Raw genomic sequence first — 24967 nt, forward strand, 5'->3', positions numbered from 1 at the left:
TGGTGTCTGCTATGGCCTCATCGCGGTGTAGAAACGAACACATCCTTTACGATTGAAACCGGGGACATCCTTTACGTTTCTGCTGGCTTGAAAGGCGGCTCTCGCCGCTTTTCAGCCTGCCTAAAAGGTAGTTGCAGAGATAAATATCCCACACATCATCGTCCACTTCCTTGAGTCCTAGCGCCTCACCTGCCAAGGACTCACTGACGAAAATCATCTTGCCTTTCCATTTCATCGACCCATTTTGTCTAACCTTGCGGATCGTCATATCCGAAGCGTAATCGGCCTCAGGCACGCGCCCGTCGTACTGTCGTGGCGATGGTTCATAGAGGTCGGCAGGAACTTTCATCTCTAAAGCCTTGTGAGGTCTTACGTAATTGAACTCCTGTCGAAACTGTTCGAATGCCAATTGTTGCTCCACCAGATTACGTTCAGGTGCATGAAGCAATGCAGCCTTGAGCGTTCGATGCATTCGCTCATGACGGCCATTCTGGTCAGGCCGCCCCGGCTGGATTCGCTCAGGGTAAATCCCTAGGCGTATCCACCAAGCCGCCAGGCTGGATATCCGCGAAATACCGGAAGAAGCGAAGGGGGAGCCGTTGTCTGTGCGAATCACATCAGGTAAACCGTACTCCCGAAACGCCCAGTCAAAGCCTTCGCGTGCACCGGCAACGCTGCTTTGCGCTCTGCACAGCAATAGAAATCGGCTCACGTGATCAGTAATTGTCAGGGGGTAACAACGTTGGCCGTTCTGAAGCGCGAAGTCACCTTTGAAATCTGCCGCCCACGTCTGGTTAGGCGCAGTCGCGTCGCGCAGCGGATTTTTCCCCGCTGGCGGGCGATTGAGGAAACGACGTTTTTGTACCAGACCTGCTCGCTTAAGCCATTCGCCTGCCGTACTGACAGTTGGCCAAGACAACTCTGGATGATCGATCTTAAGGTTATGGACCAGCTTCTCAGGCCCCCAGCTGTGGTGCTCGCGCTTGTAGGCGACCAGCAACTCAAGAACCTCGTCGCTGATTTTGAAGGGGCTCGTATGCGGACGCCGTGACAGTTCTTTTAACCCTTCAATGCCCTGTGCCTCGTAGCGTCCAAGCCATTTGTCCAAAGTGGGTCGGCTAAGCCCGTAGTGACGGGCCAGCTCGCTTTTGGAGTAACTGCCTTGCAGCCAGTCACCTATGAGTTTGATTCGTTGATCCATTGGGGACTCTCGATTCCAGGGCATGGTCAGGCACCTCCTGACCGTATTTCATACCTGTAAACGATGTCTCCGGTTTAAAACGTAAAGGATGTCCCCGGTTTCTACCCGGGCAAGCCCGCTCCCACAGGGTACTGAGTTAGTCTGAACAACTCGGTCACTGTGGGAGCTGGCTTGCCAGCGATGAGCGCGCAGCGCTCGCCCTTACTTCGGTTCGCGGATCTTGTACCAGGCCACATACAGCGCCGGCAGAAACAGCAGCGTCAGCAGCGTGGCGATGATGATCCCGCCGATCATCGCGTAGGCCATCGGCCCCCAGAACACTTCCCGAGCAATCGGGATCATGCCCAGGCTCGCCGCCGCTGCAGTCAGCAGAATCGGTCGACGGCGGTGTTCCGTTGCCTCCACCACCGCATCCCACTGCGTATACCCTTCGCTGACGAACGCATCGATCTGGGTCACCAGGATCACCGAGTTGCGGATGATGATGCCGATCAGCGCCAGGATCCCCAGAATCGCCACGAAGCCCATTGGCGTTCCGCTCGGCACCAGCGCCAGCACCACGCCGATCAAGCCCAGTGGCGCCACGCTGGCCACCAGGAACAGCTTCTGCACGCTGTGCAATTGAATCATCAGGAAGGTTGCCATCAAAAACAGCATCAACGGCACGACCTTGGCAATCGGCCCCTGGGCCTTGCTGCTTTCCTCCACCGTACCGCCGGTGGCGACCTTGTAGCCCACCGGCAAACTCGCGGCGAATTTGTCGATGTCCGGTTTGAGCACCGTCACCAGGTCCGTGGGTTGAATGTCGCCGAGCAGCGTGGCCTTGATGGTAATCGTCGGTTTGCGGTCACGGCGCCACACCAGCGGCTGCTCCAATTCGTAACGCACGGTGGCGAATGCCAGCAGCGGAATCGAGGTGCCGCCCGGCGTGACGATTTGCAGGTTTTGCAAGGTTTCCGGCGAGCCCCGTTCGGCGTCCACCGCACGGCCGACCACGTTGATCAGGTAAATATCATCGTCGACCTGGGTCACCGTCGAACCACTGACGATGCTGTTCATCAGGTTCGCCACATCCTCGGACGACAAGCCGAGCTGGCGCGCCTTGTCCTGGGCGATATCGATGCGCAAGACCTTGCCCGGCTCGTTCCAGTCAAAAATGATCTCGCCGATGTGTGGGCTCTTGTCCAGTTCGCTGGCCAGGTCGATGGCGTGTTTGCGTACCTGATCAATGTCCTTGCCGCTGACCCGATACTGAATCGGTCGCCCTACCGGCGGGCCCATTTCCAGCGCCTGCACGTAGCTGCCGATACCGACGAAATCCTTGCGCAGGCGCTCGCGCAGACGATCGCTGAGTACTTTGCGCGCCTCGAAACTCTTGCTGACGATCACCAGTTGCGCGTAGTACGGGTTTTGCAATTGCTGGTCGAGGGGCAGGTAGAAACGGATCGCGCCCTGACCGATGTAGGTGCTCCAGCGCACGATGTCCGGGTCGCCCTTGAGCGTGGCTTCGAGCTTGTCCACCGCTTTGCGGGTTTCCTCGATGGAGGCGTTTTGCGGCAGGTTCAGGTCCAGCAGGATTTCCGGGCGATCCGAGGACGGGAAGAATTGGTTCTGCACAAAACGCATGCCCACCACCGACAGCAGGAACAGCAGCACCGTGATGCCGATGGCCCACCAGCGATTGCGCATGCTCCACAGCAAGCCCCCATTGAACGCTCGCCCGATGCGCCCCGGCTCCGCCGAATGGGGTTTCACCTTAGTGCTGAGGATGTGCACGCCGATTACCGGGGCGAACAGCACCGCGACAATCCATGAGACGAGCATCGCCACGGCGATCACCGCGAACAAAGTGAAGGTGTACTCGCCGGCCGAGCTGGCATTGAGACCGATCGGAACGAAACCGGTGACCGTCACCAGGGTCCCGGTGAGCATCGGGAAAGCGGTCGAGGTGTAGGCGAACGTCGCCGCCTGTTCCTTGGTATCGCCCAGCTCCAGGCGCGAGACCATCATCTCGACGGTGATCATCGCATCGTCCACCAGCAGGCCCAGGGCAATGATCAACGCCCCGAGGGAAATCCGCTGCATGGTGATGCCGCTGTATTCCATGAACACGAACACCATCGCCAGCACCAGCGGGATCGAACACGCCACCACCAACCCGGCGCGTACACCGAGGCTGACGAAACTGACGACCAGCACAATCACCACGGCTTCGAACAACGCGCTGGTGAAGCCGCCGACGGCCTCTTCCACCACTTGGGCCTGGTCGGAAACGGTGTGCACTCCGACGCCCACGGGCAAGTCGGCGGTCAGGTCAATCATGCGCTGGTGCAGCGCCTTGCCGAAGACTTGGATGTTGCCGCCTTTCTGCATGGCGATGGCCAGACCAATAGCCTGCTGCCCGTTATAGCGAAACTCCGGACTCATCGGATCGACGTAGCCACGGCGAATGTCAGCGACGTCGGCCAGTCGATAGAACCGGTCATTGAGCCGCAGGTTGACGTTGGCCAGGTCTTTTTCGGACGCGAACTGCCCGGACGTGCGCACGGAAATCCGCTCGGGTCCCGCCTCGATCACCCCGGCCGGGGTCACGGCGTTCTGGGCTTGCAGGCTCTGCAATACCTGGCGTTCATCAATGCCCAGCGCCGCCAGTTTGCGCGTGGAGAAATTCAGGTAAAGGACTTCGTCCTGCTGACCGACCATCTCGATCTTACCCAGCCCCGGTACGTCACGGATCTCGGCGCGGGCCTGCTCGACGTAGTCACGCAACTGGCGCATCGACAAACCGTCGGCCGTGAAGGCGTAGACAGAACCGAACACGTCACCGAACTCGTCGTTGAACGACGGTCCCTGAATGCCCTGGGGAAACTGGCCCTTGATGTCGCCGATTTTCTTGCGCACCTGGTACCAGATTTCCGGAATGTCCTTGGCCTTGGTGGTGTCGCGCAGGTTCACGTAGACCGTGGATTCGCCGGGGCGGGTGTAGCTTTTCACGTAGTCGAGGGAGTCGAGTTCTTCGAGTTTTTTCTCGATACGGTCGGTGATCTGCTTGAGGGTTTCTTCCTGGGTCGCACCGGGCCAGCGGCTCTGGATCACCATGGTTTTGATGGTGAACGAAGGATCTTCCTCGCGGCCCAGGTTCATGTACGAGAACACGCCCATCAGCAGGCCGACGAACATCAGGTACCAGACGAACGACTGATGCTTGAGCGCCCATTCGGATAAGTTGAAACTCCCTTTCATTGTGGGCTGTCCTCATCGACTTTCACTTTTTGCCCCGGTTTGAGGCTATTCACACCGGCCGTGACGACACGCTCGCCGTTCTTCACACCGCCGGCCAGCACGACGCTGCCGTCGGTGCGACTGATGAGGCTGACATCCCGGGGGGACACGGTTTGCGTCTGCGGATCGACGACCCAGATCCGGGTTTTACCTTCGACCTCCTGCAATACGCTCACAGGCAGTTCGATTCGGGGTTTGACCGTAGAACTCAAGGTCACGCTGATCGCCGTACCCAGACGAAACGCAGGCGGTGTATCGGCCAGGGTCAGACGCGCGCGCCGGGTGCGGGTCGTGCTTTCGGCCTGGGGCTCGATTTCCCGCACGATGGCCGTGGTGCTGATTTCCGGGTTCAACTGCGAGGCGACCTGAAACACCACATCCTTGGGCAATTGGTCGATCAAGGTGTCCGGCAGATCGATCACCGCTTCCTTGATGTCCGGTTGTGCCAGGGTCACGACCTGCTGGCCAGCGGTGACGACCTGCCCGGCCTCGGCATTCCACGCGGTGACCACCGCCTTGTGGTCGGCACGTAATTCAACGTAGTTGAGCTGATCCTTGGCCTGATTGACCGCAGCCCGGGCCTGATCAAGCGACGCCTGGGTGGTTTTCAGATCGGTCTGCGCGGAGTCGAGTTGTGCCTGCGAGCCCACGCCACGATCAAACAGATCCTGCTGCCGCCGCGCGGTGGCCTGGGCGTTGATGAATTGCGCCTGGATGCTCGCCAGATCACCTTCGGCCGACCGCAACTGGTTCTGCTGGTCGGTGGGATCGAGCGAGGCGAGCAAGGCGCCTTTCTCGACTTCGGCGCCGACGTCGACGCTGCGACTGGCAATGCGTCCGGGCACCCGGAAGCCGACATTGCTTTCGTAACGAGCCTGGATGTTGCCGGCAAAACGCCCGAGGGTTTCTTCACCCAGTGCCTGCACCTTGATCGACAGCACCGGGCGCACGGGCTCCGGTGGTGATTCTTCTTTCGAGCAGGCCACCAGCATCACGCAGGCCAACACCCACAATAGAGGCTTCATGGCTTAGCCTCCGTGGCCAGGTCCTTGTAGGTGTTTTCGACGACTTTCACCGTCACACCGGGGTGCAGCAACTGGCCGCCGGCGATGACGACTTTTTCGCCACCATTCAGACCGGCGCTGATGATGACTTTACCGGTCAGGTAGCGGCCGACGGTGACCGGGTGCAATTGCGCCTTGCCCTCCGCGTCCACCAGCCACACCGCCGGTTCGTTGACTTTTTTGGTCAGCGCCGACCATGGCAATTCAACCGCGGCTTTGCCACGGGTGGTGCCGGTAGCGCTCACCACCGAGCCCAGTTGCATGCCTTGCGGCAGGCTGTCGAGGGTGACCTTGACCTGCACCGTACCCGTCTGCTCGGAGACTGCCGGGGTGATTTCGCGCACGGTGCCAGTGGTTTTGATCGCCGGGTTATCGAGCAGGCTGACCACCACCGATCTGTCTGTCGGCGGTTCGATCAGCAGCGATTCGTAGACGTTGAACACCGCGTCGCGCTCACCGTCCTGGGCCAGGCTGAAGATCGGCACCGTAGCCTGTACCACCTGGCCGACCTCGGCCTGACGCGCCGTGATCACACCCGGCGCATCGGATATCAACGCGGTGTAGCTCAGTTGTTCGCGGGCATTGGCCAACTGCGCCTGGGCCGCCGCCAGCGAACTCTGGCTGCTGCGCAACGCCGCTTGTGCCGAGTCATATTCGCTTTGGCTGGTGTAGCCCTTGGGCAGGAGTTTTTGCTGACGCACGAATGACGCGGCGTTCTGTTTGACCTTGGCTTGCTCGGCGACGACCTGGGCCTGGGCTGAATCGACACTGGTTTGCAGGTCTTTGGGATCAAGCCGGGCGAGTACCTGTTTGGCGGCAATTCGGTCTCCAACATCGACCGTGCGCTGGATGATCTTGCCGCCAACACGGAACGACAATTCAGTCTGCACCCGTGCCTGAACATCGCCGGTCAAGGTGACGCTGGCGGCGTAATCGGCCGGCTTCACCTCTTGCACGAACACCCGTGGGCGGTCCTTTTCGACTGGTTTCTCTTTGTCGCAAGCACTCAGCAAGGCCAACAGGCTCAGGCCAAGCACCACTTTTAATCCGGGACCAGCCATGCAGACTCCTTTGCGTTTTACGGGCGCGATTCGTCTGTCAGCTTAGAACAGGGTTTCAGGGGTGCACGCAGCAGCGGCAAAAAAGCGCAGGAGGCGCGGTCATACTTACTAGCAGTAGAGCCATTGGGCGTGAGAGTGATGGCATCGAACTAAATGGAATGCCGAATTTTTTTTGCGCTCGTATCGGGGTTGCGATCATGAGCACTGGCCCGATACGAAAAATTCGGTAAGTCACTTAGGTGCGAAGGTGAAACTGGCGGTGTCTCACCAGTAGTCGCCACAGGCTTGTGACGCTCGACAAAACTCTTCAGCGTGGGAATGGTCTTAGGATCACGGGCAGCCCAGGAAGATCCTACTCGCGCCGAAAGCGTAAGAGCGCCCAGTCCAAGCGATATAAAGCCAAAAATCGCAGCGGCCTCCGTGTCTTTGTTAATGGCAGCAACGGCAGCGCCAACCCCCGAAACGGCCGAAACCATTAACGTGACGCCTACAACTACCGACGCCGTGGCCCCCAACGTGACTTTACCAGGCAACTGCCCTGCCGCCCCCCATTGCAATGCGTCCCTTGCCAGCTTGTAAGGAATGGCAGGTTTTAAAACCATGCGGGCATTAAGCACGCCGAGCAGGCTGGAGATAAGCCTGGAAAACTGCCCCGTCGGATCAGTGAAATTCACCGGATCCCCCTGACAATACGCATACACATTCCACCCGCCTCGCCCAAACGGACTCAATCGGTCAGGACTATTAAAGCGCATCAGCACCGGATTGAACGCCCGATGCCCATTGCCCAGTAAATAATGCCCGGTGACCCGATCGACCGCCTCGCCGTTGAAGCCCAGCAGACTGCCCAGACCACTCTCGGCCCGTCGATGACCATAGGCTGTATAAACCTGACGCACCGATCCACCCGGCTCGGTAGTCTGCAATACGGAACGCTGCTGATCGGTGGTGAGCAGCTGACTGTTACGCACACCACCCTGACGTAATTGCAGCGCCAGCAGATGCTGGTCGTGCTGGAAGACGCTCTGACTGGCCTGACCTTGCAGTTCGGTCGTCAGGTGTTCGTGGCGGTAAAATCGTTGAAGCTTTACTTGCCCTGCAGGCTCACGCTCAGCCAGTTGGTCCAGTGCGTCATAGTGATAGCGGCACAGTTCTGTTTTCAGCATCATGAGGGCCTCCACTCGATGCGTTTAGCTTGCACTGCCGAAAGGGATTAGACACCTAGCAGATCTGCTAGTACTGGATGAAAAACCGTCTCGCCAACTCGCCACTTCAGCACAAGACAGCTATTTTCCCTGCACGGCAAGAACCGTTGGATGCGGTAGATCAAACCTAAGGAAGCCCATGCTCAAGACCCTCGCGGTGGCCAATTACCGCTCCATCAACAAACTGGTGATCCCGCTGGGTCGGCTGAACCTGATTACCGGCCCCAACGGCAGTGGCAAATCCAATCTCTACCGGGCGCTGCGCCTGCTGGCGGAAACCGCTCAGGGCGGTGTGGTCAATGCCCTGGCCCGCGAAGGTGGGCTGGATTCGACCTTTTGGGCCGGTCCGGAAACCCTCTCGCGACGCATGCGAAATGGCGAAGTGCCGATTGAGTCGACCGTACGACACGGCCCCAAACGCCTGCGTCTGGGGTTCGCCAGCGATGATTTCAGCTATTCAATAGCCCTCGGATTGCCCGAGCCGAGCCGGTCTGCGTTCTCCCTGGATCCGGAAATCAAAAAGGAATGCATCTGGTCCGGCCCTTTCTACCGCCCGGCCAGCCTGCTGGTGGATCGCGACGGCCCGATGATCCGCGCCCGGGCCAGCCGTAGCTGGGATGTGCTGGCTCAACACACGCCAACATTCGACAGCTTGTTCGACCAGGTTGGCAGCCTGCGGGCCTCGCCGGAAGTGCTGCAAATGCGTGAATTCATCCGCCGTTGGCGTTTCTACGATCACTTTCGCAGCGACGCCGATGCCCCGGTGCGTCAGCCGCAACTGGGCACCCGCACCCCGGTGTTGCACCACGACGGCAGGGATTTGGCGGCGGCGTTGCAAACCATCATCGAAATCGGCGACCCCGATGCACTGCAGAACGCGATCAGCGACGCGTTTCCCGGTGCACGACTGCATGTCCAGCCGATGGCGGGCGGACGCTTTGCTATCGAGTTTTATCAGGAAGGCTTGTTGCGGCCGTTGTCGGCGGCTGAGTTGTCGGACGGGACGTTGCGTTACTTGCTGCTGGTGGCAGCGCTGTTGACGCCCCGGCCACCGACTTTGATGGTACTCAACGAACCGGAAACCAGCCTGCATCCGGACCTGCTGCCCGCATTGGCACGCTTGATCATTCGCGCGTCGGAGCAGTGTCAGGTGTGGGTGGTGTCCCATGCACGGCGACTGATTTCGGCGCTGCAAGAGGACCCGGAGTGCAATTGCATCGTGCTGGAGAAAAACCTCGGGCAGACCGGGATCGTTGGGCAGCGAATGCTGGATGAGCCGGCGTGGTACTGGCCCGACTAAGTGGCGCCTGGAGAAGCTTCGCAAAGACTAATGTCTCTCGGCATTTGCCGAGGCGACGTAAGACGGCTATTTTCCCTTGCGCCGTAGGACGGATCTTTATTTCAGACTCCCCCTCCAAGGACGGACCGCTTTTGGCCAGACTCCCCGGCCGAACCATCACAAGGAAGAGAACATGGCAGACGTGAAAGTGCCCCAACCGATGAATTCGCAGGACATCGTCAAATGGCTGGTGGCGTTGCGCAGGGCGTTGAAGGCCAGGGTGGCCTGACCTGTTTCGAGACATCGCTCCCACATGAAATTTGCAGGCAATAAAAAACGCCGACGCTATTGGTAGCCGTCGGCGTTGGAAACCTTGAAGGGGTTTACCTCGCGAATCAGAACGCCGGCAGTACCGCGCCGCTGTACTTCTTCTCGATGAATGCTTTCACTTCCGGACTGGTCAAGGCTTTGGCCAGTTTCTGGATGGCAACGCTGTCCTTGTTGTCTGGACGAGCCACCAGGAAGTTCACGTAAGGCGAATCCGCGCCTTCGATCACCAGCGCATCTTTAGCCGGGTTCAGGCCTGCTTCCAGCGCGTAGTTGGTGTTGATCATGTCCAGGTCGACCTGGTCCAGCACACGCGGCAGCATGGCGGACTCAAGCTCCTTGAACTTGAAGTTGTGCGGGTTCTTGGCGATGTCTTTCGGGGTCGCCAGGGCGTTTTTCGGGTCTTTCAACTCGATCAGGCCAGCCTTCTGCAGCAGGATCAGGGCACGGCCACTGTTGCTGCCTTCGTTAGGAATGGCAATGGTCGCGCCGTCTTTGAGCTCGGCCAGGGTTTTGACTTTCTTCGAGTAGCCACCGAACGGTTCAACGTGAACACCGATCACGGTTTCCAGGTGAGTGCCTTTGCCTTCGTTGAAGCTTTTCAGGTACGGCAGGGTCTGGAAGTAGTTGGCGTCCAGACGCTTCTGGTCGACCTGCACGTTCGGTTGAACGTAGTCGGTGAACACTTTGATTTCCAGATCCACGCCTTCTTTGGCGAGGGTTGGCTTGATCAGTTCAAGAATCTCGGCGTGTGGAATCGGGGTCGCCGCTACCACCAGTTTCTCGCCAGCCTGGGCCAGACCCGTGGTCAGGGCAGCCGCCAGTGCGGTGAACAACAGAACCTTTTTCATGCAGTGTCCTTATCGAAAATCACAGTCGCTTGTGGCGACGGCTATTAATACGTGTGCCAGTGAAGTGCTATCGCTGGCGTGATGCGGACAATACCGGGATTTTTTATTCCCGAACAATATCTTTTATTCACTTTCATATTCCATTTTGTTCATACCGCTCTAGCCCGCACCTTACCCTGTAGGAGCGAGCTTGCTCGCGATGAACGCAGGGACAACACGGGCATCCAGAAAACCCGCGTCATCGTTGACGACCATCGCGAGCAAGCTCGCTCCTACAGGAGGGCGACGTCCTTAAGTATTTGTTTCAAGGCTTCTTTCTCGGCATCGGAGGCGTTGCCGAGAATCTGCTTGAGCTGCTGCTCGATCCGCTTCAGGCCTTCATCCGGCAAATTCAAATGCTCAGGCAAGATTTCATCGCCCGTACTCACCAGCAACGCAAAGTGAATGACGTTTTCCAGCTCCCGGGTATTGCCCGGCCAGCTGTGTCGTTCCAGCACGCGTTGCGCGGCCTCGCTGATCAGCGGTACCGGCAAGTCCAGACGTTGGCTGTAGATGCCGAGAAAGTACTCGGCCAACGACAGAATATCGCCTACCCGGTCGCGTAATGCCGGCAGCTCGAGCTGGCCTTCGCTGAGGTAGTGATAGAGCCGCTCATGAAATTTTCCGGCGGCGACAGCCTGGGCCAGGTCGATGCTGGTGGCGGCAACCAGGCGCACATCCACCGGGCTCGGCTGGTGCGCACCGACACGGGTGACTTCGTGATTTTCCAGGGCGGCGAGCAATTTGATCTGAATCGGCAACGGCAAATCGCCGATCTCGTCCAGGTACAAGGTGCCGCCGTTGGCCGAACCGAACCAGCCGGCACGGCTGCTGGCCGATCCGCTGAAGCTGCCTGCGGCATAACCGAACAATTCGGCGTCGGCGTAGGTCGGGCTGATCGCGCCGCAGTTGACCGAGACAAATAACCCGCCGCGATCACTGGCACGATGGATATGCCGCGCCAGCAATTCCTTGCCGGTGCCGGTTTCACCCCGGATCAGCACCGAGATCGAACGCGGTGCCAGTTGTTCCAGCTCCTGGCGCAATTGCCGCGAGCGTGGATCGACGAACACCAGCGCTTTGGCACGGATGCTCAGAGGACTTTTTTCAGCGTCGGGAAAGGTCAGCAGCGGCTGACCGAAGGTTTCAAAACTCATGGCAGACTCCCGCCCCAAACCGCCGGGAGACGGGGGCGTTTAAAAAGTGGAAAGGTTCAAGCGCGGCGCAGGGCGTGATGTTCCATGCGGTTTTGCAGGCGATAGAGGTATGCAAAGCCCTGCTCCCAGCGCTGGTGACCGGACTTGACGTTGATGTGCCCTGCACCTGCCAGGATCCCCGCTTCCGCCCCCCAGTTACGCGCCAGCTCCAGCGCCCGCGGCGCACTGACGGCGGCGTCGTTGTCAGAACTGACGACCTGGCTCGGAAACGGCAACAGGTCGGTAGGAATCGGCGCAAAGTTGCGCAGCGCCGGCGCGCAGCTCGGGCGCTCGACGTCTGCAGGCGCGACCAGCAAGGCGCCGCGAACCTGACGCAAGTACGGCAACGGCGCCGTCGCTGCCCAATGGGCGACGGTGATGCAGCCCAGACTGTGGGCAATCAGGATCACCGGTGTACTGTCGGCAGCGATCGCCTCGGCAAGCGCCGCGACCCAGTCTTCACGTCGCGGTGTCAGCCAGTCGGCCTGCTCCACCCGTGCGCTGTTCGGCAGACTGTTCTGCCAATGGCTTTGCCAATGATCTTCCGGCGATCCTTGCCAGCCCGGCACAATCAGGTAGCGAATTGATTCGTTGCGCATGGGGAAGCTCTCCTGCTGCGTGTCTGTTCCCGGTCGAGTATAGGGAGGAGAGTTATATTCGTTAAGGAATAAGAAGCTATTTATTAAGACCTATATAGAATATATAACATGACCATTGTGGGAGCGGAGTGGTTTTTCAGATGGAATAAAAAAGGGACCGCACCCTGCCAAGGAGACGGCCCCGGAAAACTCAAATTCTGTCAGCGCTGATCAACAATCCTGGCGCAGATGATTGGCGAAATGTGTTATCCAAGAAAGGAATATTTAATTACTTTAATAGACCTTAATTGCATAAGACAATTCACCCCCCACGGCAACCGCCAATCATCGTTGCTTGCGTCACACCGTAGCGTCCCTTTGGGTCAAATTGATGACGACGTCTACACATTTGAGTTTCCGGGAACAATGATCAAACCTGAGCGGCACGCACCTGCTGCGGCTCTGTCGATTCCTCGCGCACAAACCGGTTCGCCCGCCCGAACGTGCCGAAATCATTGAAACGCACACCCATCTCGCGCATCACCTTGTGCGCCACCGAAGCCGTCATCTGGCGGATGTAGAACGGTTCCTTCACCACGAAGTGATGAATCCCGTGGGTGCTGCCGAAGTTGAAGCAGAACGCCTGCAACGGCCACAGCCACCAAGGATTCAACACCTGTGTCTGTTGCATCACGTTGCCCGGTTCCACGTCGCCGTAGTAGTGCATGTTCGAGCTGATGAAATGTAGGCAAAAGGTGCGTAATACGTTCGGGCCGATGATCACCACCACCGCAATATCAATGACCTGCATCACCGACAACGTGTTCGCCGACCATTCAATCGGCGCCCCCAGCAAATGGGCGATGCCATTGGCCGCGTGGAAACCGAGGAACACGTACCACGCGCCCCAATGCATCAGCGCCAACGGCGCGTAGACCGTCAGCGTGCGCTTAATGATGCTGAGTTTATGCGCCCGGGTTTTCGCCCGCAGCATGCGGATGAACGCCGACATCACGTTGTCGCCGACCATCAGCAGCCGGGCAATGCCCCAGGGTTCGCCATTGGTGATTGCCCGCTCTTCCATATCGGTTTCCGTGCCGGAGACCTTGTGATGGTTGAGGTGCAGATGACGGCGAATCCACGGGTTGATAGTGCTCGGGCGCGCCAGCCAGACCAGGCCCATCATCAGGTTGTGCGGCACCCGCTGTTTGCGAAAGTACATGCTGTGAATCAGGTCGTGTTCCAGTTCGTGGGTCAGCGAAGCAAAAAAACCGTTGAGCAACAGGCACGCCCACCACGCCAAATGCCCCGTCATGTAGAGCGCCGCCGAACCGATCATCCCGGCCAGCGCGAAGGCCAGAATGCCTGCGCCCAGGGCATCCTGGTGCTTGAGAATCGGGTAGTGCTTGCGCAATTGGGCTCCCTTGGCCAGCACCACTTCACGAATATGCGCCGAGCGTTGAGCAACATTCAGTCGCTGGGGACTTGCAGAAGTACCGTGCATGCTTCCATCCTCTGGTTATTGATGTTCGCATCCTGCCCGCTGCATCCTCTCGTAGTGGTAGCCGTGAACGCCAACCTGTTGACCGGAAGCGCCAATCAGCATGACTGAACCGACCTCCCTCGCCAGCTGGACCCGCGCATTGCGCAAGCAGCTCGACGCCCTGGGCCTCGACAGCACGGCGTTGTGCCAGCAAGCCGGGCTCGACCCACAACTGATGGACGACCCGAACGCGCGCTACCCGTTGTCCGGCACAACACGCCTGTGGGAACTCGCAGTGCAGGTCAGCGGCGACCCGGCGATTGGCTTGCGCGTCTCACGCTTCGTCAGCCCCACCACGTTTCACGCCCTTGGTTATGCGCTAGTGGCCAGCGGCAGTTTGCGCGAGGTGTTCGAGCGCATCGTGCGTTATCACCAGGTGGTCAGCGATGCGCTGGAGCTGGAACTGACCCGCGCTGAAGACCGCTACCACTTCCGCCTGAAAATCCCGCCGGGCAATCCCGCCCCGGCCTACGAAGCCATCGATGCCTTCACTGCGATTTATGTGCGCACTTGCCGCAATCGCCTGGGCCGCGACTATGCCCCGCTGGCGGTGTACCTGCGTCGCCCGGAACCGGCGGACGCGCACCAATGGCACAAGGTGTTCCGCTCACCGGTTTATTTTTCCACCGATGAAGACCGGTTGGAGTTCGCGCTGGCTGATTTCGACAGTCATCTGGACGACGCCAACCCGGAACTGGCCGAACACAACGAAACCGTACTCAAGCGTACCCTGGCGCAGCTCAAGCCGTTGACCTGGGAGCGCAAGGTACGCGATGCCATCGAAGAGCAATTGCCGGAAGGTGAACCCAGCGCCGAACACATCGCCAAGGCCTTGCATCTGAGCCTGCGCAGCTTGCAACGGCACTTGGCTGACGAGGGTTGTCGGTTCGATACGCTGCTCAACGAAAGCCGCGAAAACCTGGCGCTGTTGCACCTGCGCGATCCACAGGTGTCGTTGAGCGAGATCAGTTATCTGTTGGGGTTTGCCGATACCAGCAGTTTCAGCCGCGCTTTCAAACGCTGGACGGGGATGACGCCGGGACAGTTCCGGGATGGATTAAGGTGATTGACTGAAAAGTGGGTTGTCTGGGTCGGCCTCTTCGCGAGCAGGCTCGCGAAGAGGCCCAGTCAGAGTGTCGCCAACGCCCGCAACCGCCCTGCATCGAGAATCTCGATCTCGCCATACCCCAGATTCAAAATCCCCTGCCCCTGCAAATCCTTGAGGATTTGATTGGTGGTCTGGCGCGACAGCGACAACATTGAAGCAAGCTGCTCCTGCGGCAATTGCAGGACGCGGCGTGGTTCGTCGATCTGGCCGTATCCTTCAGCGATCATCAGCAAGCGGTGCGCCAGCCGTGCCTGGGCCGGCATCAGGCTCAGCTGTTCGAGATTGATAAAGGTCAGGCGCAGTTTCTGGCTCATCAGCAACGCCAATTGACGCCAGTGCGCCGGTTGCTCGTCCAGCAAGGCGAGCAATGCGGTTTGCGGGATGTGCAACAGCATGCACTGACCTACGCCAAACGCATCATGGGTACGTGGCTGACCATCGAACAGGCAGATTTCACCGAACCAATGCGGCGGCTCCACCAGGCTCAGCAATGCTTCTTTACCCTGTTCGTTCACGGCGCCGATACGCACCGCGCCTTCAAGCACCGCGTACAGGCCACAAGGTGGATCACCGCGCTGGAACAAGCGCTGACCCGCCGCCAAATGCCGCACCCGCGCGGCAGTCAGCAGACTATCCTGTAAGGAAACAGGCAAATGGCTGAACCATTGACCACGCATCAGGCGCGGGCGCCAGACCTGCATATCCATGAAAACTCCTAGAGATTGTCGCCTGGCTGACAGAGCAAAAAACGGCCCCGAGGCAAGATCAGTCACCCTACAGGAGGAATAACAATGAAAAAAAGCCTCGTTGACCATCTCAGTCAATACGCCGCCTACCACCGTGACCCGCGCAACATCGCCACTCACTTTGTCGGCATTCCGCTGATTGTCGTGGCGGTGGCTGTGTTGCTATCCCGTCCACAATGGGCCGGGGGCTGGTTTTCTCCAGCGGTGCTGGTGTCGCTGGCTTCGGCGTGGTTCTACCTGCGTCTGGAGCTGCGCCTCGGTGTTCTGATGACAGTGTTGTTGGGGCTGTGCGTTTGGGCGGGTCATGTACTGGCGCAGCAAAGCACGCTGGTCTGGCTGGCGAGCGGTGTCGGGATGTTTGTGGTGGGCTGGGCGATCCAGTTTGTCGGGCATCACTACGAAGGGCGCAAGCCGGCGTTTGTCGATGATGTGACGGGGCTGATTGTCGGGCCGTTGTTTGTGGTCGCTGAGTTGGCGTTCATGCTGGGGTTGCGGCATGAATTGAAAGAGCAGATCGAGGCACGGGTTGGGGGTGTGCGGGTCAATCCGAATCGGGCTGCTGTTTAGAATGCAATCGCGGGCAAGCCCGCTCCCACAGGCTTTTGGTTGGTCACAGAAATTGTGTCCGGCCTCGATCCTGTGGGAGCGGGCTTGCCCGCGATGCTTTTAAAGGTTGGCGACTTTCTGCCAGACCTTCGGCTTGAAGAACAGCGTCTCACCTTTGGCCAAACCGATCAGGCTGTCGTGATCCTTCACCACTTCGGCTTCGATCAAATCGCTCTGCCCTTCGACTTTCAGCGTCACCCGGGTCGTCGCGCCCAACGGCCGGATATCCCGCACTTCGGCCGCATGGTGATCTTCCAGTTCATGCCGTGACAGCGACACTTCGTGCGGACGGAACAACACGTGTTTGTCTTCGCCCAGATGCAAACGGTTCGAGTCACCGAGGAAGTGATAAACGAAATCGCTGGCCGGGTTTTCATAGACGTCGCCCGGTGAGCCGATCTGCTCGATCACGCCCTTGTTCATCACGACGATGCGGTCGGCCACTTCCATCGCTTCTTCCTGGTCGTGGGTCACGAACACCGAGGTCAGGTTGATGTCTTCGTGCAGCCGCGCCAGCCAGCGGCGCAGTTCCTTGCGGACCTTGGCGTCGAGGGCGCCGAAAGGTTCGTCGAGCAACAACACTTTCGGCTCCACCGCCAGGGCGCGGGCCAGGGCGATACGCTGGCGCTGGCCGCCGGAGAGTTGTTCCGGATAGCGATCCGACAGCCAGTCCAGTTGCACCATGTTCAGCAGTTCGTGGACCTTGGTCGCGATCTGGCTTTCGCTCGGGCGCTGGTTCTTCGGCTTCATCCGCAGGCCGAACGCAACGTTGTCGAACACCGTCATGTGGCGGAACAAGGCGTAGTGCTGGAATACGAAACCGACGTTGCGATCACGCACATCGTGGCCGGACACGTCTTCGCCGTGGAACACGATATTGCCCTGATCCGGGGTTTCCAGGCCGGCAATGATTCGCAGCAGCGTGGTCTTGCCGCAACCGGACGGGCCGAGCAGCGCTACCAGCTCGCCGCTCTGGATGTCCAGGCTGATGTTGTCCAGCGCCTTGAACGCATGAAAATTCTTGCTGACATTACGCACTTCTATCGACATGAAATCATTCCTCCGCGGCGCTGGCGCGCAGGCGGTTAATACGGTTTTCGCTCCACTGCTTGAGCAGCAGGATGAAGAGCGCCAGGATCAGCAACAGGCTCGCCACGGCGAACGCGGCCACGTGGTTGTATTCGTTGTAGAGGATCTCGACGTGCAACGGCAAGGTGTTGGTCACCCCGCGAATGTGCCCGGAAACCACCGATACCGCACCGAACTCACCCATGGCCCGCGCGGTGCACAACACCACGCCGTAGATCAGGCCCCATTTGATGTTGGGCACGGTGACATGCCAGAACATCTGCCAGCCATTGGCCCCCAGCAGACGCGCGGCCTCTTCTTCCTGAGTGCCCTGTTCCTGCATCAGCGGGATCAGCTCCCGCGCCACGAACGGCACGGTAACGAAGATCGTCGCCAGCACGATGCCCGGCAAGGCGAAGACGATCTGGATGTCGTGATCCTGCAACCACGGCCCGAACAGGCCCTGGGCACCAAACATCAACACGTAGACCAGACCGGCGATCACCGGCGATACCGAGAACGGCAGGTCGATCAGGGTCACCAGCATGCTCTTGCCGCGGAACGAGTATTTACTCACGCACCACGCGGCACTGACGCCGAACACCAGGTTCAGCGGCACCGAGATCAGCACCGCAATCAACGTGAGCTTCAGGGCCGACAGTGCATCGGGCTCGAAGATCGCGGTGAAAAACGCGCCCAGGCCATTCTTCAAACCCTGGGACACCACGATAAAAAGCGGCAGCAACAGGAACAGCGCAAAAATCAGCCAGCCAAGACTGATCAGGATGCGTCGCGATGTGGCGCTGCCACGGCGGGCAGCATTGGCCGAGGAAGCGGCAGCAATAGACGATTGGGACATGTTCTGCGCCTCCTTATGGGGTTTCGATGCGCCGCTGCAGCAAGTTGATCAGCAGCAACAGGATGAAAGAAACCACCAGCATCAATACACCAATGGAGGTAGCGCCGGTGTAATCGTACTGGTCGAGCTTGACCATGATCAGCAGCGGCAGGATCTCGGTTTTCATCGGCATGTTGCCGGCGATGAAAATCACCGAACCGTACTCGCCGACCCCGCGGGCAAAGGCCAAGGCAAAACCCGTCAACCAGGCTGGCAACAGCGCCGGCACAAGGATATGGCGGAAAACCTGCAAGGGTTTCGCACCCAGGCACGCCGCCGCTTCTTCCACTTCCCGTGGAATATCAGCCAATACTGGCTGTACGGTACGTACTACGAATGGAAGTGTCACAAAAGTGAGCGCAAGGGTGATGCCCAGGGGGGTGTAGGCGATCTTGAAACCCAGGTCCGCTGCAAACTGACCGACCAGACCGGTGGGGGTATACAGCGCGGTCAGCGCGATACCGGCCACGGCAGTAGGCAATGCGAAGGGCAAGTCGATCATTGCATCGATGACTTTGCGTCCAGGGAAGGTATAGCGCACCAGCACCCAGGCGAGCAGCGTGCCGATGATGCCGTTGATGATCGCGGCATACAGCGCGGTGCCGAAGCTCAGTTTCAACGCCGCCAGCACCCGTGGCGCCGAGATGATTGCCCAGAACTGATCCCAGGTGAGTTGAGCGGCATGCACGAACATCGCCGCCAGTGGTATGAGCACAATCAGGCTGAGGTACACCAAGGTGTAGCCCAGCGTCAGCCCGAAGCCGGGTATGACGGGGGAGATACGACGCGACATAAAAGTCCTTGGTTGAGAACGCACAAAGCCTCGAATAAAAATTCGAGGCTCATGGATGGCTATTTAAGATTACTGCGCCTGGTAGATCTGGTCGAATACGCCGCCGTCGTTAAAGAATTTCGGCTGCGCGGTTTTCCAGCCGCCGAAGTCTTTATCGATGGTCACCAGATCCAGTTTCGGGAACTGCTGGGCGTATTTGGCGGCGACATCCTTGTCACGTGGACGATAGAAGTTTTTCGCCGCGATTTCCTGGCCCGCCGGGCTGTACAGGTGCTTGAGGTACGCTTCGGCGATCTCGGTGTTGCCCTTTTTCTCGGCGTTCTTGTCGACCACGGCCACCGGTGGTTCGGCGAGGATCGACAGCGAAGGCACGACGATGTCGAACTTGTCGGCGCCGCCATCTTCTTTCAGCGCCAGGAACGCTTCGTTTTCCCAGGCCAGCAACACGTCGCCCTGACCGTTGTTGACGAAGGTGATGGTCGAACCGCGAGCGCCGGTGTCCAGCACAGGCACGTGCTTGAACAGGGTTTGCACGTATTCCTTGGCCTTGGCTTCGTCACCGCCGTTGGCTTTGAGGCCATAGGCCCACGCTGCGAGGAAGTTCCAGCGTGCCCCGCCGGAGGTTTTCGGGTTCGGGGTGATCACCGAGACGTCGTTCTTGACCAGATCGCCCCAGTCCTTGATGCCTTTAGGGTTGCCCTTGCGCACCAGGAACACGATGGTCGAGGTGTAAGGCGTGCTCGCTTCCGGCAAACGTTTTTGCCAATCGGCCGGCAGCGACTTGCCGAGCTTGGCGATTTCGTCGATATCACCGGCCAGGGCCAAGGTCACCACGTCGGCACGCAGGCCATCGATCACCGCGCGACCCTGCTTGCCCGAACCACCGTGGGATTGCTGGATTTTCACGGTGTCGCCGGGATTGCTTTTCTTCCAGAAATTGACGAATTCAGCGTTGTAATCCTGGTACAGCTCACGAGTCGGGTCGTATGACACGTTGAGCAGCTCGTAATCCTTGGCAACCGCGGTACCGGCAAACAGGGCACTGGCCAGGGCGGCCAAAGCGAAATGGCGAATCGACGACATGGTGAAAGCTCCTGGAATTCTTGAGTGTTGGCTTTTCTTATGGAGGTGCTGGAATTGGGGTGCCGGTCACGCGGTTTCGCTTCAGCTCGGTTTGTTGCCCGGCTGCTGCAAGCGGAATTTTTCCTTGCGTTCGATCTGAACCACCTGAGCGTTGTGGACAGTGATTTCCACAGCGCCGAAACGCAGGTCGCGCAGGGCGCTCTGGATTTCACGCAGAATGGTTGCTTCGTCCTGGCCGTCAACGCTACGTAGAGATGCGCTCATGGTGCTGCTCCTTCGACTGAGAGGTTGCCTGGCAGTGGCGGCACTGCTTGCGGCGTGGAACCAATAGTAGAGAGGCACAGATATTCTTAAAAAGACTATTTAAGAATGTTTATATAACCATAAGACATTATTTGATGGGGCAAGGGTTTGCGGGGGGGGTCACGCTGCAAATCCCCGTGGGAGCGAGCCTGCTCGCGAAGAGGGACTGACATCCAGCATTGATATTGGCTGACAGACCGCTTTCGCGAGCAGGCTCGCTCCCACAGGGTTTGCCGGTTGCTAACCGATCACCGGCGCATGCAGCCAATCCAGTTGCCCGGCCGGCACTGGCCGCCCAAACCAGTACCCCTGCCCCAGATCACTGCCGTGTTCGAGCAGGAACGCCGCCTGCTCAAGCTGCTCGATCCCCTCCGCATGCACCTGCATTCCCATGCTCTGCGCCAGGGCGATGATCACCCGCACGATGGCGGCGTCGTCTTCGTCCCACGGCAACCCGGCGACAAAACCCTGATCGATCTTGAGCTTCTGCACCGGCAAGCGCTTGAGCCGTAGCAGTGATGAATAGCCCGTGCCGAAATCGTCGATGGCCAGCCGCACTCCCAACTCACGCAGGCGATGCATTTGCTCCAGCGCGACTTCCGGGTCCTCCATCACCGCGCTTTCCGTGACTTCCAACTCCAGGCAGGCCGGGTCCAGCCCGGTTTCGTGCAGCACTTGCGCCACTTGCTGGTACAGCTCGCGGCAGGCGAACAGGCGCGAGGAAACATTCACCGCGACAAACGACAACACCACGCCTGCCTGCTGCCAAAGGCACATTTGCCGGCAGGCCTGCTGCATCACCCAGGCGTCGATGTCGGCGATCAGACCGGTTCGCTCGGCGACGGGAATGAATTCTGCCGGCGACACCAAACCGCGTTGTGGATGTTCCCAGCGCACCAGCGCTTCGACGCCGATCAACCGACCGGACTGAAGGTCGTGAACCGGTTGGTAATAAACGCGCAATTGCTGCTGATCCAGCGCACGGCGCAATTCGAAGGCAGTCTCGACCCGCTGCCGGGCATGGACGGTCAACTCTTCGGTATAGAGTGCATAGCCATTGCGGCCAGCGCTTTTGGCCTTGAACAGCGCCGAATCGGCATTGCGCAACAATTGTTCGGCGCTCAAGGCATCGCTGGGGAACAGGCTGATACCGATGCTGGCGTTGATAAACAGCGGATGCCCATCGATCGGGAACGGCTCCTTGAGGCCATCAATGATTCGCTGGGCCAGCGCCGCCGCCTGCACCAACTGCGGGCAGCTTTCGGCCAGCACGGCGAACTCGTCGCCTCCCAGTCGAGCCAGGGTAATGCCGGCTCCGAACATGGCCTTCAAGCGCTCAGCCACCGCTTTGAGCAACTGGTCACCGATGGTGTGCCCGAGACTGTCGTTGATCATCTTGAAGTGATCCAGATCGATCAGCAGCAATGCGCAACCGCGCTTGTGGATCTGCGCCGACGCCAAAGCCTGCTCGGCACGGTCGGTGAACAGCAGGCGGTTGGGCAAGTCCGTCAACGGATCGTGGTGCGCCAGGTGCATCAGTTCGTGTTCGGAGTTTTTGATCGCGCTGATGTCGGAAAACACTGCCACGTAGTGGCTGCGCTGGCCCATTTCATCATGAATGACGCGGATGGTTTGCCATTGCGGATAGATTTCGCCGCTTTTGCGGCGGTTCCAGATCTCACCGCTCCACTCACCGGTGCTGTCGAGCGACGCGAACATCGCCTGGTAGAAATCTGCCGGGTGACGGCCAGACTTGAACAGGCTGGGTCGCTGCCCCATGACCTCTCCAGTTTGATAGCCGGTGATTTCCATGAAAGCGCGGTTAACATGCACGATCAATCCGTCACAGTTGGTGACCAGCACGCCTTCGCGGGTGCAATCAAATACGGCAGCCGCTTGCCGCAAACGCTCACGGTCTTCGCTCCGTTCGCGCAATTGGGCACCGCCACCCAGGCAACGCAACAGTCGCGCCCGGGCAACGAAGATCAACCCGGCGCTGATCGCCACCCACACATAACCGTTGATCAGTTGCCACCGCAACAGCTCAGCCGAGCTATCGAAGAAACTGTTCAATAAGTAGCCACCAAGCGGTAGCCAGACCACAGAAAGCAACAGGTAAAGCAGCGCTGCGCGCAAGGCATCGCGATAGCTGGCAGACATAAGACCGTCCATGTCCCTACAAAAAAACCGGGATTATAGGTTAAAGACACATCCAGCCACTCTTATCTGAAAGGGCGACTGGTTTTCTCTGTGGGCTTGGTGATAATGCAACGGCTGTTTTTTTCTTTATCGAGGGCCCTACAGGCTATGTGGTACGAAGGTTTTCTCGGCTTGTCGCCCTGGTCACTGGTGGCAGTCACCTTACTGATGACCCACGTGACGATCGTCGCCGTCACGGTCTATCTGCACCGCTATTCAGCCCACCGCTCTTTGGAGCTGAATGCCGGCCTGAAACATTTCTTTCGCTTCTGGCTGTGGCTGACCACGGCGCAGAACACCCGCGAGTGGACGGCCATTCACCGCAAGCATCACGCCAAATGCGAAACCGTCGATGACCCGCACAGCCCCGTTATCAAGGGCTTGTCCACGGTCTTGCGCAAAGGTGCCGAGCTGTACCGCGCCGAAGCGGAAAACCCCGAGACCCTGCGCATCTACGGCAAGAATTGCCCCGAAGACTGGATCGAGCGCAACCTCTACAGCCGCTACCCGCTGCTGGGCGTGGCGATCATGGGCGTCATCGACCTGCTGCTGTTCGGTACCATCGGTATCACCATCTGGGCCATCCAGATGATGTGGATTCCGGTCTGGGCCGCAGGCGTAGTCAACGGCCTGGGCCATGCCATCGGCTACCGCAACTTCGAGTGCCGCGATGCGGCGACCAATCTGGTGCCCTGGGGCATCCTGATCGGCGGTGAAGAACTGCACAACAACCATCACACCTACCCTAACTCGGCCAAACTGTCGGTGAAGAAGTGGGAATTCGATCTGGGCTGGGCCTGGATTCAAGTGTTCAGCTTCCTGCGCCTGGCCAAGGTTCAGCGCGTCGCGCCGATTGCCCACCGTGTCGAAGGCAAGGGCAACCTGGACATGGACACTGCCATGGCCATCCTCAACAACCGCTTCCAGATCATGGCCCAGTACCGCAAATTAGTGATCGGCCCGCTGGTCAAGCAAGAGCTGGCCAAGGTCGATCATTCGGTCCGCCACCAGTTCCGTCGCGCCAAACGCCTGCTGTCGCGGGAAACCAGCCTGCTGGATGACAAACACCACGTACGCATCCAGAACATGCTCGAGCACAGCCAGGCACTGAAGGTAATTTACGAAAAACGCCTGGCCTTGCAGCAGATCTGGGTCAAGACCAGTTCAAATGGTCATGACATGCTGGCCGCCATCAAGGATTGGGTACACGAAGCCGAAGCCAGCGGGATTCAATCCCTGCGCGACTTCGCCGATCAGCTCAAAACCTATTCCCTGCGCCCTGCTGCCTGACACTACAAAACTGTGTGCGAGCCTGCTCGCTCCCACATTGATTGACGACCGCCCGGCGGGAGCAAGCTCCCTCGCCACAGAAAGCGGGAACTTCACCTCAAATCGCCCCTCTCAAAGACACTTCGCCATCCAGGCGGGCTTCGTGTTGGCCGCTGTCGAACCTGCGGCACGCCCTTTGAGATTTGTGCCGATGGTCAATAAAAACCTGAAAGACAACCCATCTCCACCGCAGTGGCCCGAGACTGCGCAAACCCTATTGGCGCTGATGCACGCCCAAGGTGAAGTGGCGCGCCTGAGCGAACGCGAACAGTTGCTCAGCACCCTACTGGTGAGCGTCAACGCAGTGCTCTGGGCATTCAATTGGGAAACCCGTCAGGTGCTGTATGTCAGCCCTGCATATGAACGGATCTTCGGCCGCTCTGCCGATCTACTGCTGGCCGACTCCAACCAATGGCGCGACGCCATCTATCCCGACGACCTGGAATACGCCGAGCGCAGCCTGACGGACGTGCTGGAAAAAGGCGCCGTCGAAGACCGCGAGTACCGGATCATCGACGCCGACGGCCAGGTCCGCTGGCTCAGCGACAAATGCTTTATCAACCGTCAAGCCGAGCCCGGTCAGCCGGTGATCATTGTCGGCATCGCCGAAGACATCACCGACAAGAAGCTGATGGAAACCGAGCTGCAACGCCTGGCCACCACCGATGCCCTGACCCAGAGCAGCAACCGCCGACACTTCTTCGAAGGCGCGCACGAGGAATTCGAACTGGCGCGGCAACGAGGCACACCGCTGTCGTTCCTGATGCTGGACATCGATGACTTCAAAGTGATCAACGACACCTACGGTCACCAGGAAGGTGACAACGTGCTGCAACGCATCGCCGACAGCGGCCGCGCGGCATTGCGTCGTGGCGATCTGTTCGGGCGCATTGGTGGCGAAGAATTCGCGGCCGTGTTCCCCGGTTGCACACCGGACATGGCCCTGCAAGTGGCCGAACGGCTGCAACGGGAGATTCAGCGTTTGAGCTTCGACCATGACGGCCAGACATTCGGCATCACCGTCAGCCAAGGGCTGACCAGCCTCACGGCCGAGGATGAAAATATCGAAAGCCTGTTTGCCCGGGCGGATGCGGCGATGTATCAGGCCAAGCGCGATGGGAAGAATCGGATCGTCACCGGTTGACAGGCTAAACACACATCTCCTGTGGGAGCGGGCTTGCCCGCGATGAGACCATCACATTTGGCGT

General features: G+C 59.1%; 21 protein-coding genes. 5 read left to right on the top strand and 16 right to left on the bottom strand.

What is annotated here, in order from left to right:
- Window positions 1–46: 46 nt before the first annotated feature.
- From FFS64_RS14505 to FFS64_RS14525, 5 genes are all read right to left on the bottom strand, one after another.
- The gene (locus FFS64_RS14505) at window positions 47–1225 is read right to left on the bottom strand and encodes an integrase core domain-containing protein (RefSeq protein WP_137805941.1); all 1179 of its coding nucleotides are present in this window, start codon (window positions 1223–1225) and stop codon (window positions 47–49) included.
- A gap of 177 nt (window positions 1226–1402) precedes the next feature.
- On the bottom strand, window positions 1403–4444 hold the full coding sequence (locus FFS64_RS14510) for an efflux RND transporter permease subunit (protein ID WP_137805942.1): 3042 nt from the start codon (window positions 4442–4444) through the stop codon (window positions 1403–1405).
- Window positions 4441–5508 carry an efflux RND transporter periplasmic adaptor subunit gene (locus FFS64_RS14515; RefSeq protein ID WP_137805943.1) on the bottom strand — a complete coding sequence of 356 codons (1068 nt, stop codon included), beginning with the start codon at window positions 5506–5508 and terminating at the stop codon, window positions 4441–4443. Before FFS64_RS14515 ends, FFS64_RS14510 begins: the two co-directional genes overlap by 4 nt.
- The gene (locus tag FFS64_RS14520) at window positions 5505–6608 is read right to left on the bottom strand and encodes an efflux RND transporter periplasmic adaptor subunit (RefSeq protein ID WP_137805944.1); all 1104 of its coding nucleotides are present in this window, start codon (window positions 6606–6608) and stop codon (window positions 5505–5507) included. The genes FFS64_RS14515 and FFS64_RS14520 overlap by 4 nt, the downstream gene beginning before the upstream one ends.
- 149 nt (window positions 6609–6757) lie before the next feature.
- Window positions 6758–7777: an RHS repeat-associated core domain-containing protein gene (locus FFS64_RS14525; protein ID WP_137805945.1), complete on the bottom strand. Its 1020-nt coding sequence runs from the start codon at window positions 7775–7777 to the stop codon at window positions 6758–6760.
- 175 nt (window positions 7778–7952) lie between these two features.
- Between FFS64_RS14525 and FFS64_RS14530 the strand changes: the two genes are divergently transcribed.
- A complete protein-coding gene (locus FFS64_RS14530; RefSeq protein WP_137805946.1) occupies window positions 7953–9113 on the top strand; it encodes an AAA family ATPase in 1161 nt (386 codons plus the stop codon).
- Between the two features lie 374 nt (window positions 9114–9487).
- Here FFS64_RS14530 and FFS64_RS14535 read toward each other — a convergent pair whose 3' ends face one another.
- The 4 genes from FFS64_RS14535 to FFS64_RS14550 all read right to left on the bottom strand — a co-directional run bounded on the left by FFS64_RS14535 (window position 9488) and on the right by FFS64_RS14550 (window position 13587).
- Window positions 9488–10270, bottom strand: a complete 783-nt coding sequence (locus FFS64_RS14535) for a MetQ/NlpA family ABC transporter substrate-binding protein (protein WP_095192416.1) — start codon at window positions 10268–10270, stop codon at window positions 9488–9490.
- Window positions 10271–10542: 272 nt separating this feature from the next.
- The gene (locus tag FFS64_RS14540) at window positions 10543–11466 is read right to left on the bottom strand and encodes a sigma 54-interacting transcriptional regulator (RefSeq protein ID WP_137805947.1); all 924 of its coding nucleotides are present in this window, start codon (window positions 11464–11466) and stop codon (window positions 10543–10545) included.
- 56 nt (window positions 11467–11522) lie between these two features.
- Complete coding sequence (locus FFS64_RS14545; protein ID WP_137805948.1) at window positions 11523–12104, bottom strand: alpha/beta hydrolase; 582 nt, start codon at window positions 12102–12104, stop codon at window positions 11523–11525.
- Between the two features lie 409 nt (window positions 12105–12513).
- Window positions 12514–13587: a fatty acid desaturase gene (locus FFS64_RS14550; RefSeq protein WP_137805949.1), complete on the bottom strand. Its 1074-nt coding sequence runs from the start codon at window positions 13585–13587 to the stop codon at window positions 12514–12516.
- A gap of 100 nt (window positions 13588–13687) precedes the next feature.
- Here FFS64_RS14550 and FFS64_RS14555 point away from each other — a divergent pair, with 100 nt between their 5' ends.
- A complete protein-coding gene (locus FFS64_RS14555; protein WP_137805950.1) occupies window positions 13688–14692 on the top strand; it encodes an AraC family transcriptional regulator in 1005 nt (334 codons plus the stop codon).
- Window positions 14693–14754: 62 nt separating this feature from the next.
- On the opposite strand, the gene FFS64_RS14560 is transcribed toward FFS64_RS14555, so the two are convergent.
- Entirely contained in the window at window positions 14755–15441 is a 687-nt protein-coding gene (locus tag FFS64_RS14560; protein WP_137805951.1) for a Crp/Fnr family transcriptional regulator, read from the bottom strand.
- Between the two features lie 84 nt (window positions 15442–15525).
- On the opposite strand from FFS64_RS14560, the gene FFS64_RS14565 reads away from it, so the two are divergent.
- Window positions 15526–16047, top strand: a complete 522-nt coding sequence (locus tag FFS64_RS14565) for a DUF962 domain-containing protein (RefSeq protein WP_137805952.1) — start codon at window positions 15526–15528, stop codon at window positions 16045–16047.
- Between the two features lie 99 nt (window positions 16048–16146).
- Here FFS64_RS14565 and FFS64_RS14570 read toward each other — a convergent pair whose 3' ends face one another.
- The 6 genes from FFS64_RS14570 to dibA all read right to left on the bottom strand — a co-directional run bounded on the left by FFS64_RS14570 (window position 16147) and on the right by dibA (window position 22391).
- The gene (locus FFS64_RS14570) at window positions 16147–17136 is read right to left on the bottom strand and encodes a sulfate/molybdate ABC transporter ATP-binding protein (RefSeq protein ID WP_137805953.1); all 990 of its coding nucleotides are present in this window, start codon (window positions 17134–17136) and stop codon (window positions 16147–16149) included.
- A gap of 4 nt (window positions 17137–17140) precedes the next feature.
- A complete protein-coding gene (gene cysW / locus FFS64_RS14575) occupies window positions 17141–18013 on the bottom strand; it encodes a sulfate ABC transporter permease subunit CysW (RefSeq protein ID WP_137805954.1) in 873 nt (290 codons plus the stop codon).
- 13 nt (window positions 18014–18026) lie between these two features.
- The gene (gene cysT / locus FFS64_RS14580) at window positions 18027–18845 is read right to left on the bottom strand and encodes a sulfate ABC transporter permease subunit CysT (RefSeq protein WP_053160682.1); all 819 of its coding nucleotides are present in this window, start codon (window positions 18843–18845) and stop codon (window positions 18027–18029) included.
- A 69-nt stretch (window positions 18846–18914) separates the two neighbouring features.
- Window positions 18915–19928 carry a sulfate ABC transporter substrate-binding protein gene (locus tag FFS64_RS14585; protein ID WP_137805955.1) on the bottom strand — a complete coding sequence of 338 codons (1014 nt, stop codon included), beginning with the start codon at window positions 19926–19928 and terminating at the stop codon, window positions 18915–18917.
- An 81-nt stretch (window positions 19929–20009) separates the two neighbouring features.
- Window positions 20010–20192, bottom strand: coding sequence for a sulfur starvation response protein OscA (gene oscA, locus FFS64_RS14590; protein WP_022643503.1), 183 nt, complete (start codon window positions 20190–20192; stop codon window positions 20010–20012).
- Window positions 20193–20471: 279 nt separating this feature from the next.
- Window positions 20472–22391 (bottom strand): phosphodiesterase DibA, encoded by a 1920-nt coding sequence (dibA, locus tag FFS64_RS14595; RefSeq protein ID WP_137805956.1) that lies wholly within the window; start codon window positions 22389–22391, stop codon window positions 20472–20474.
- A 147-nt stretch (window positions 22392–22538) separates the two neighbouring features.
- Here dibA and desA point away from each other — a divergent pair, with 147 nt between their 5' ends.
- Window positions 22539–23720 (top strand): delta-9 fatty acid desaturase DesA, encoded by a 1182-nt coding sequence (gene desA, locus FFS64_RS14600; protein ID WP_095192427.1) that lies wholly within the window; start codon window positions 22539–22541, stop codon window positions 23718–23720.
- A 190-nt stretch (window positions 23721–23910) separates the two neighbouring features.
- Complete coding sequence (locus tag FFS64_RS14605) at window positions 23911–24903, top strand: sensor domain-containing diguanylate cyclase (protein WP_137805957.1); 993 nt, start codon at window positions 23911–23913, stop codon at window positions 24901–24903.
- Window positions 24904–24967: the final 64 nt, after the last annotated feature.

The sequence above is a fragment of the Pseudomonas sp. G(2018) genome, from assembly GCF_005502415.1.
Lineage (GTDB): Bacteria > Pseudomonadota > Gammaproteobacteria > Pseudomonadales > Pseudomonadaceae > Aquipseudomonas.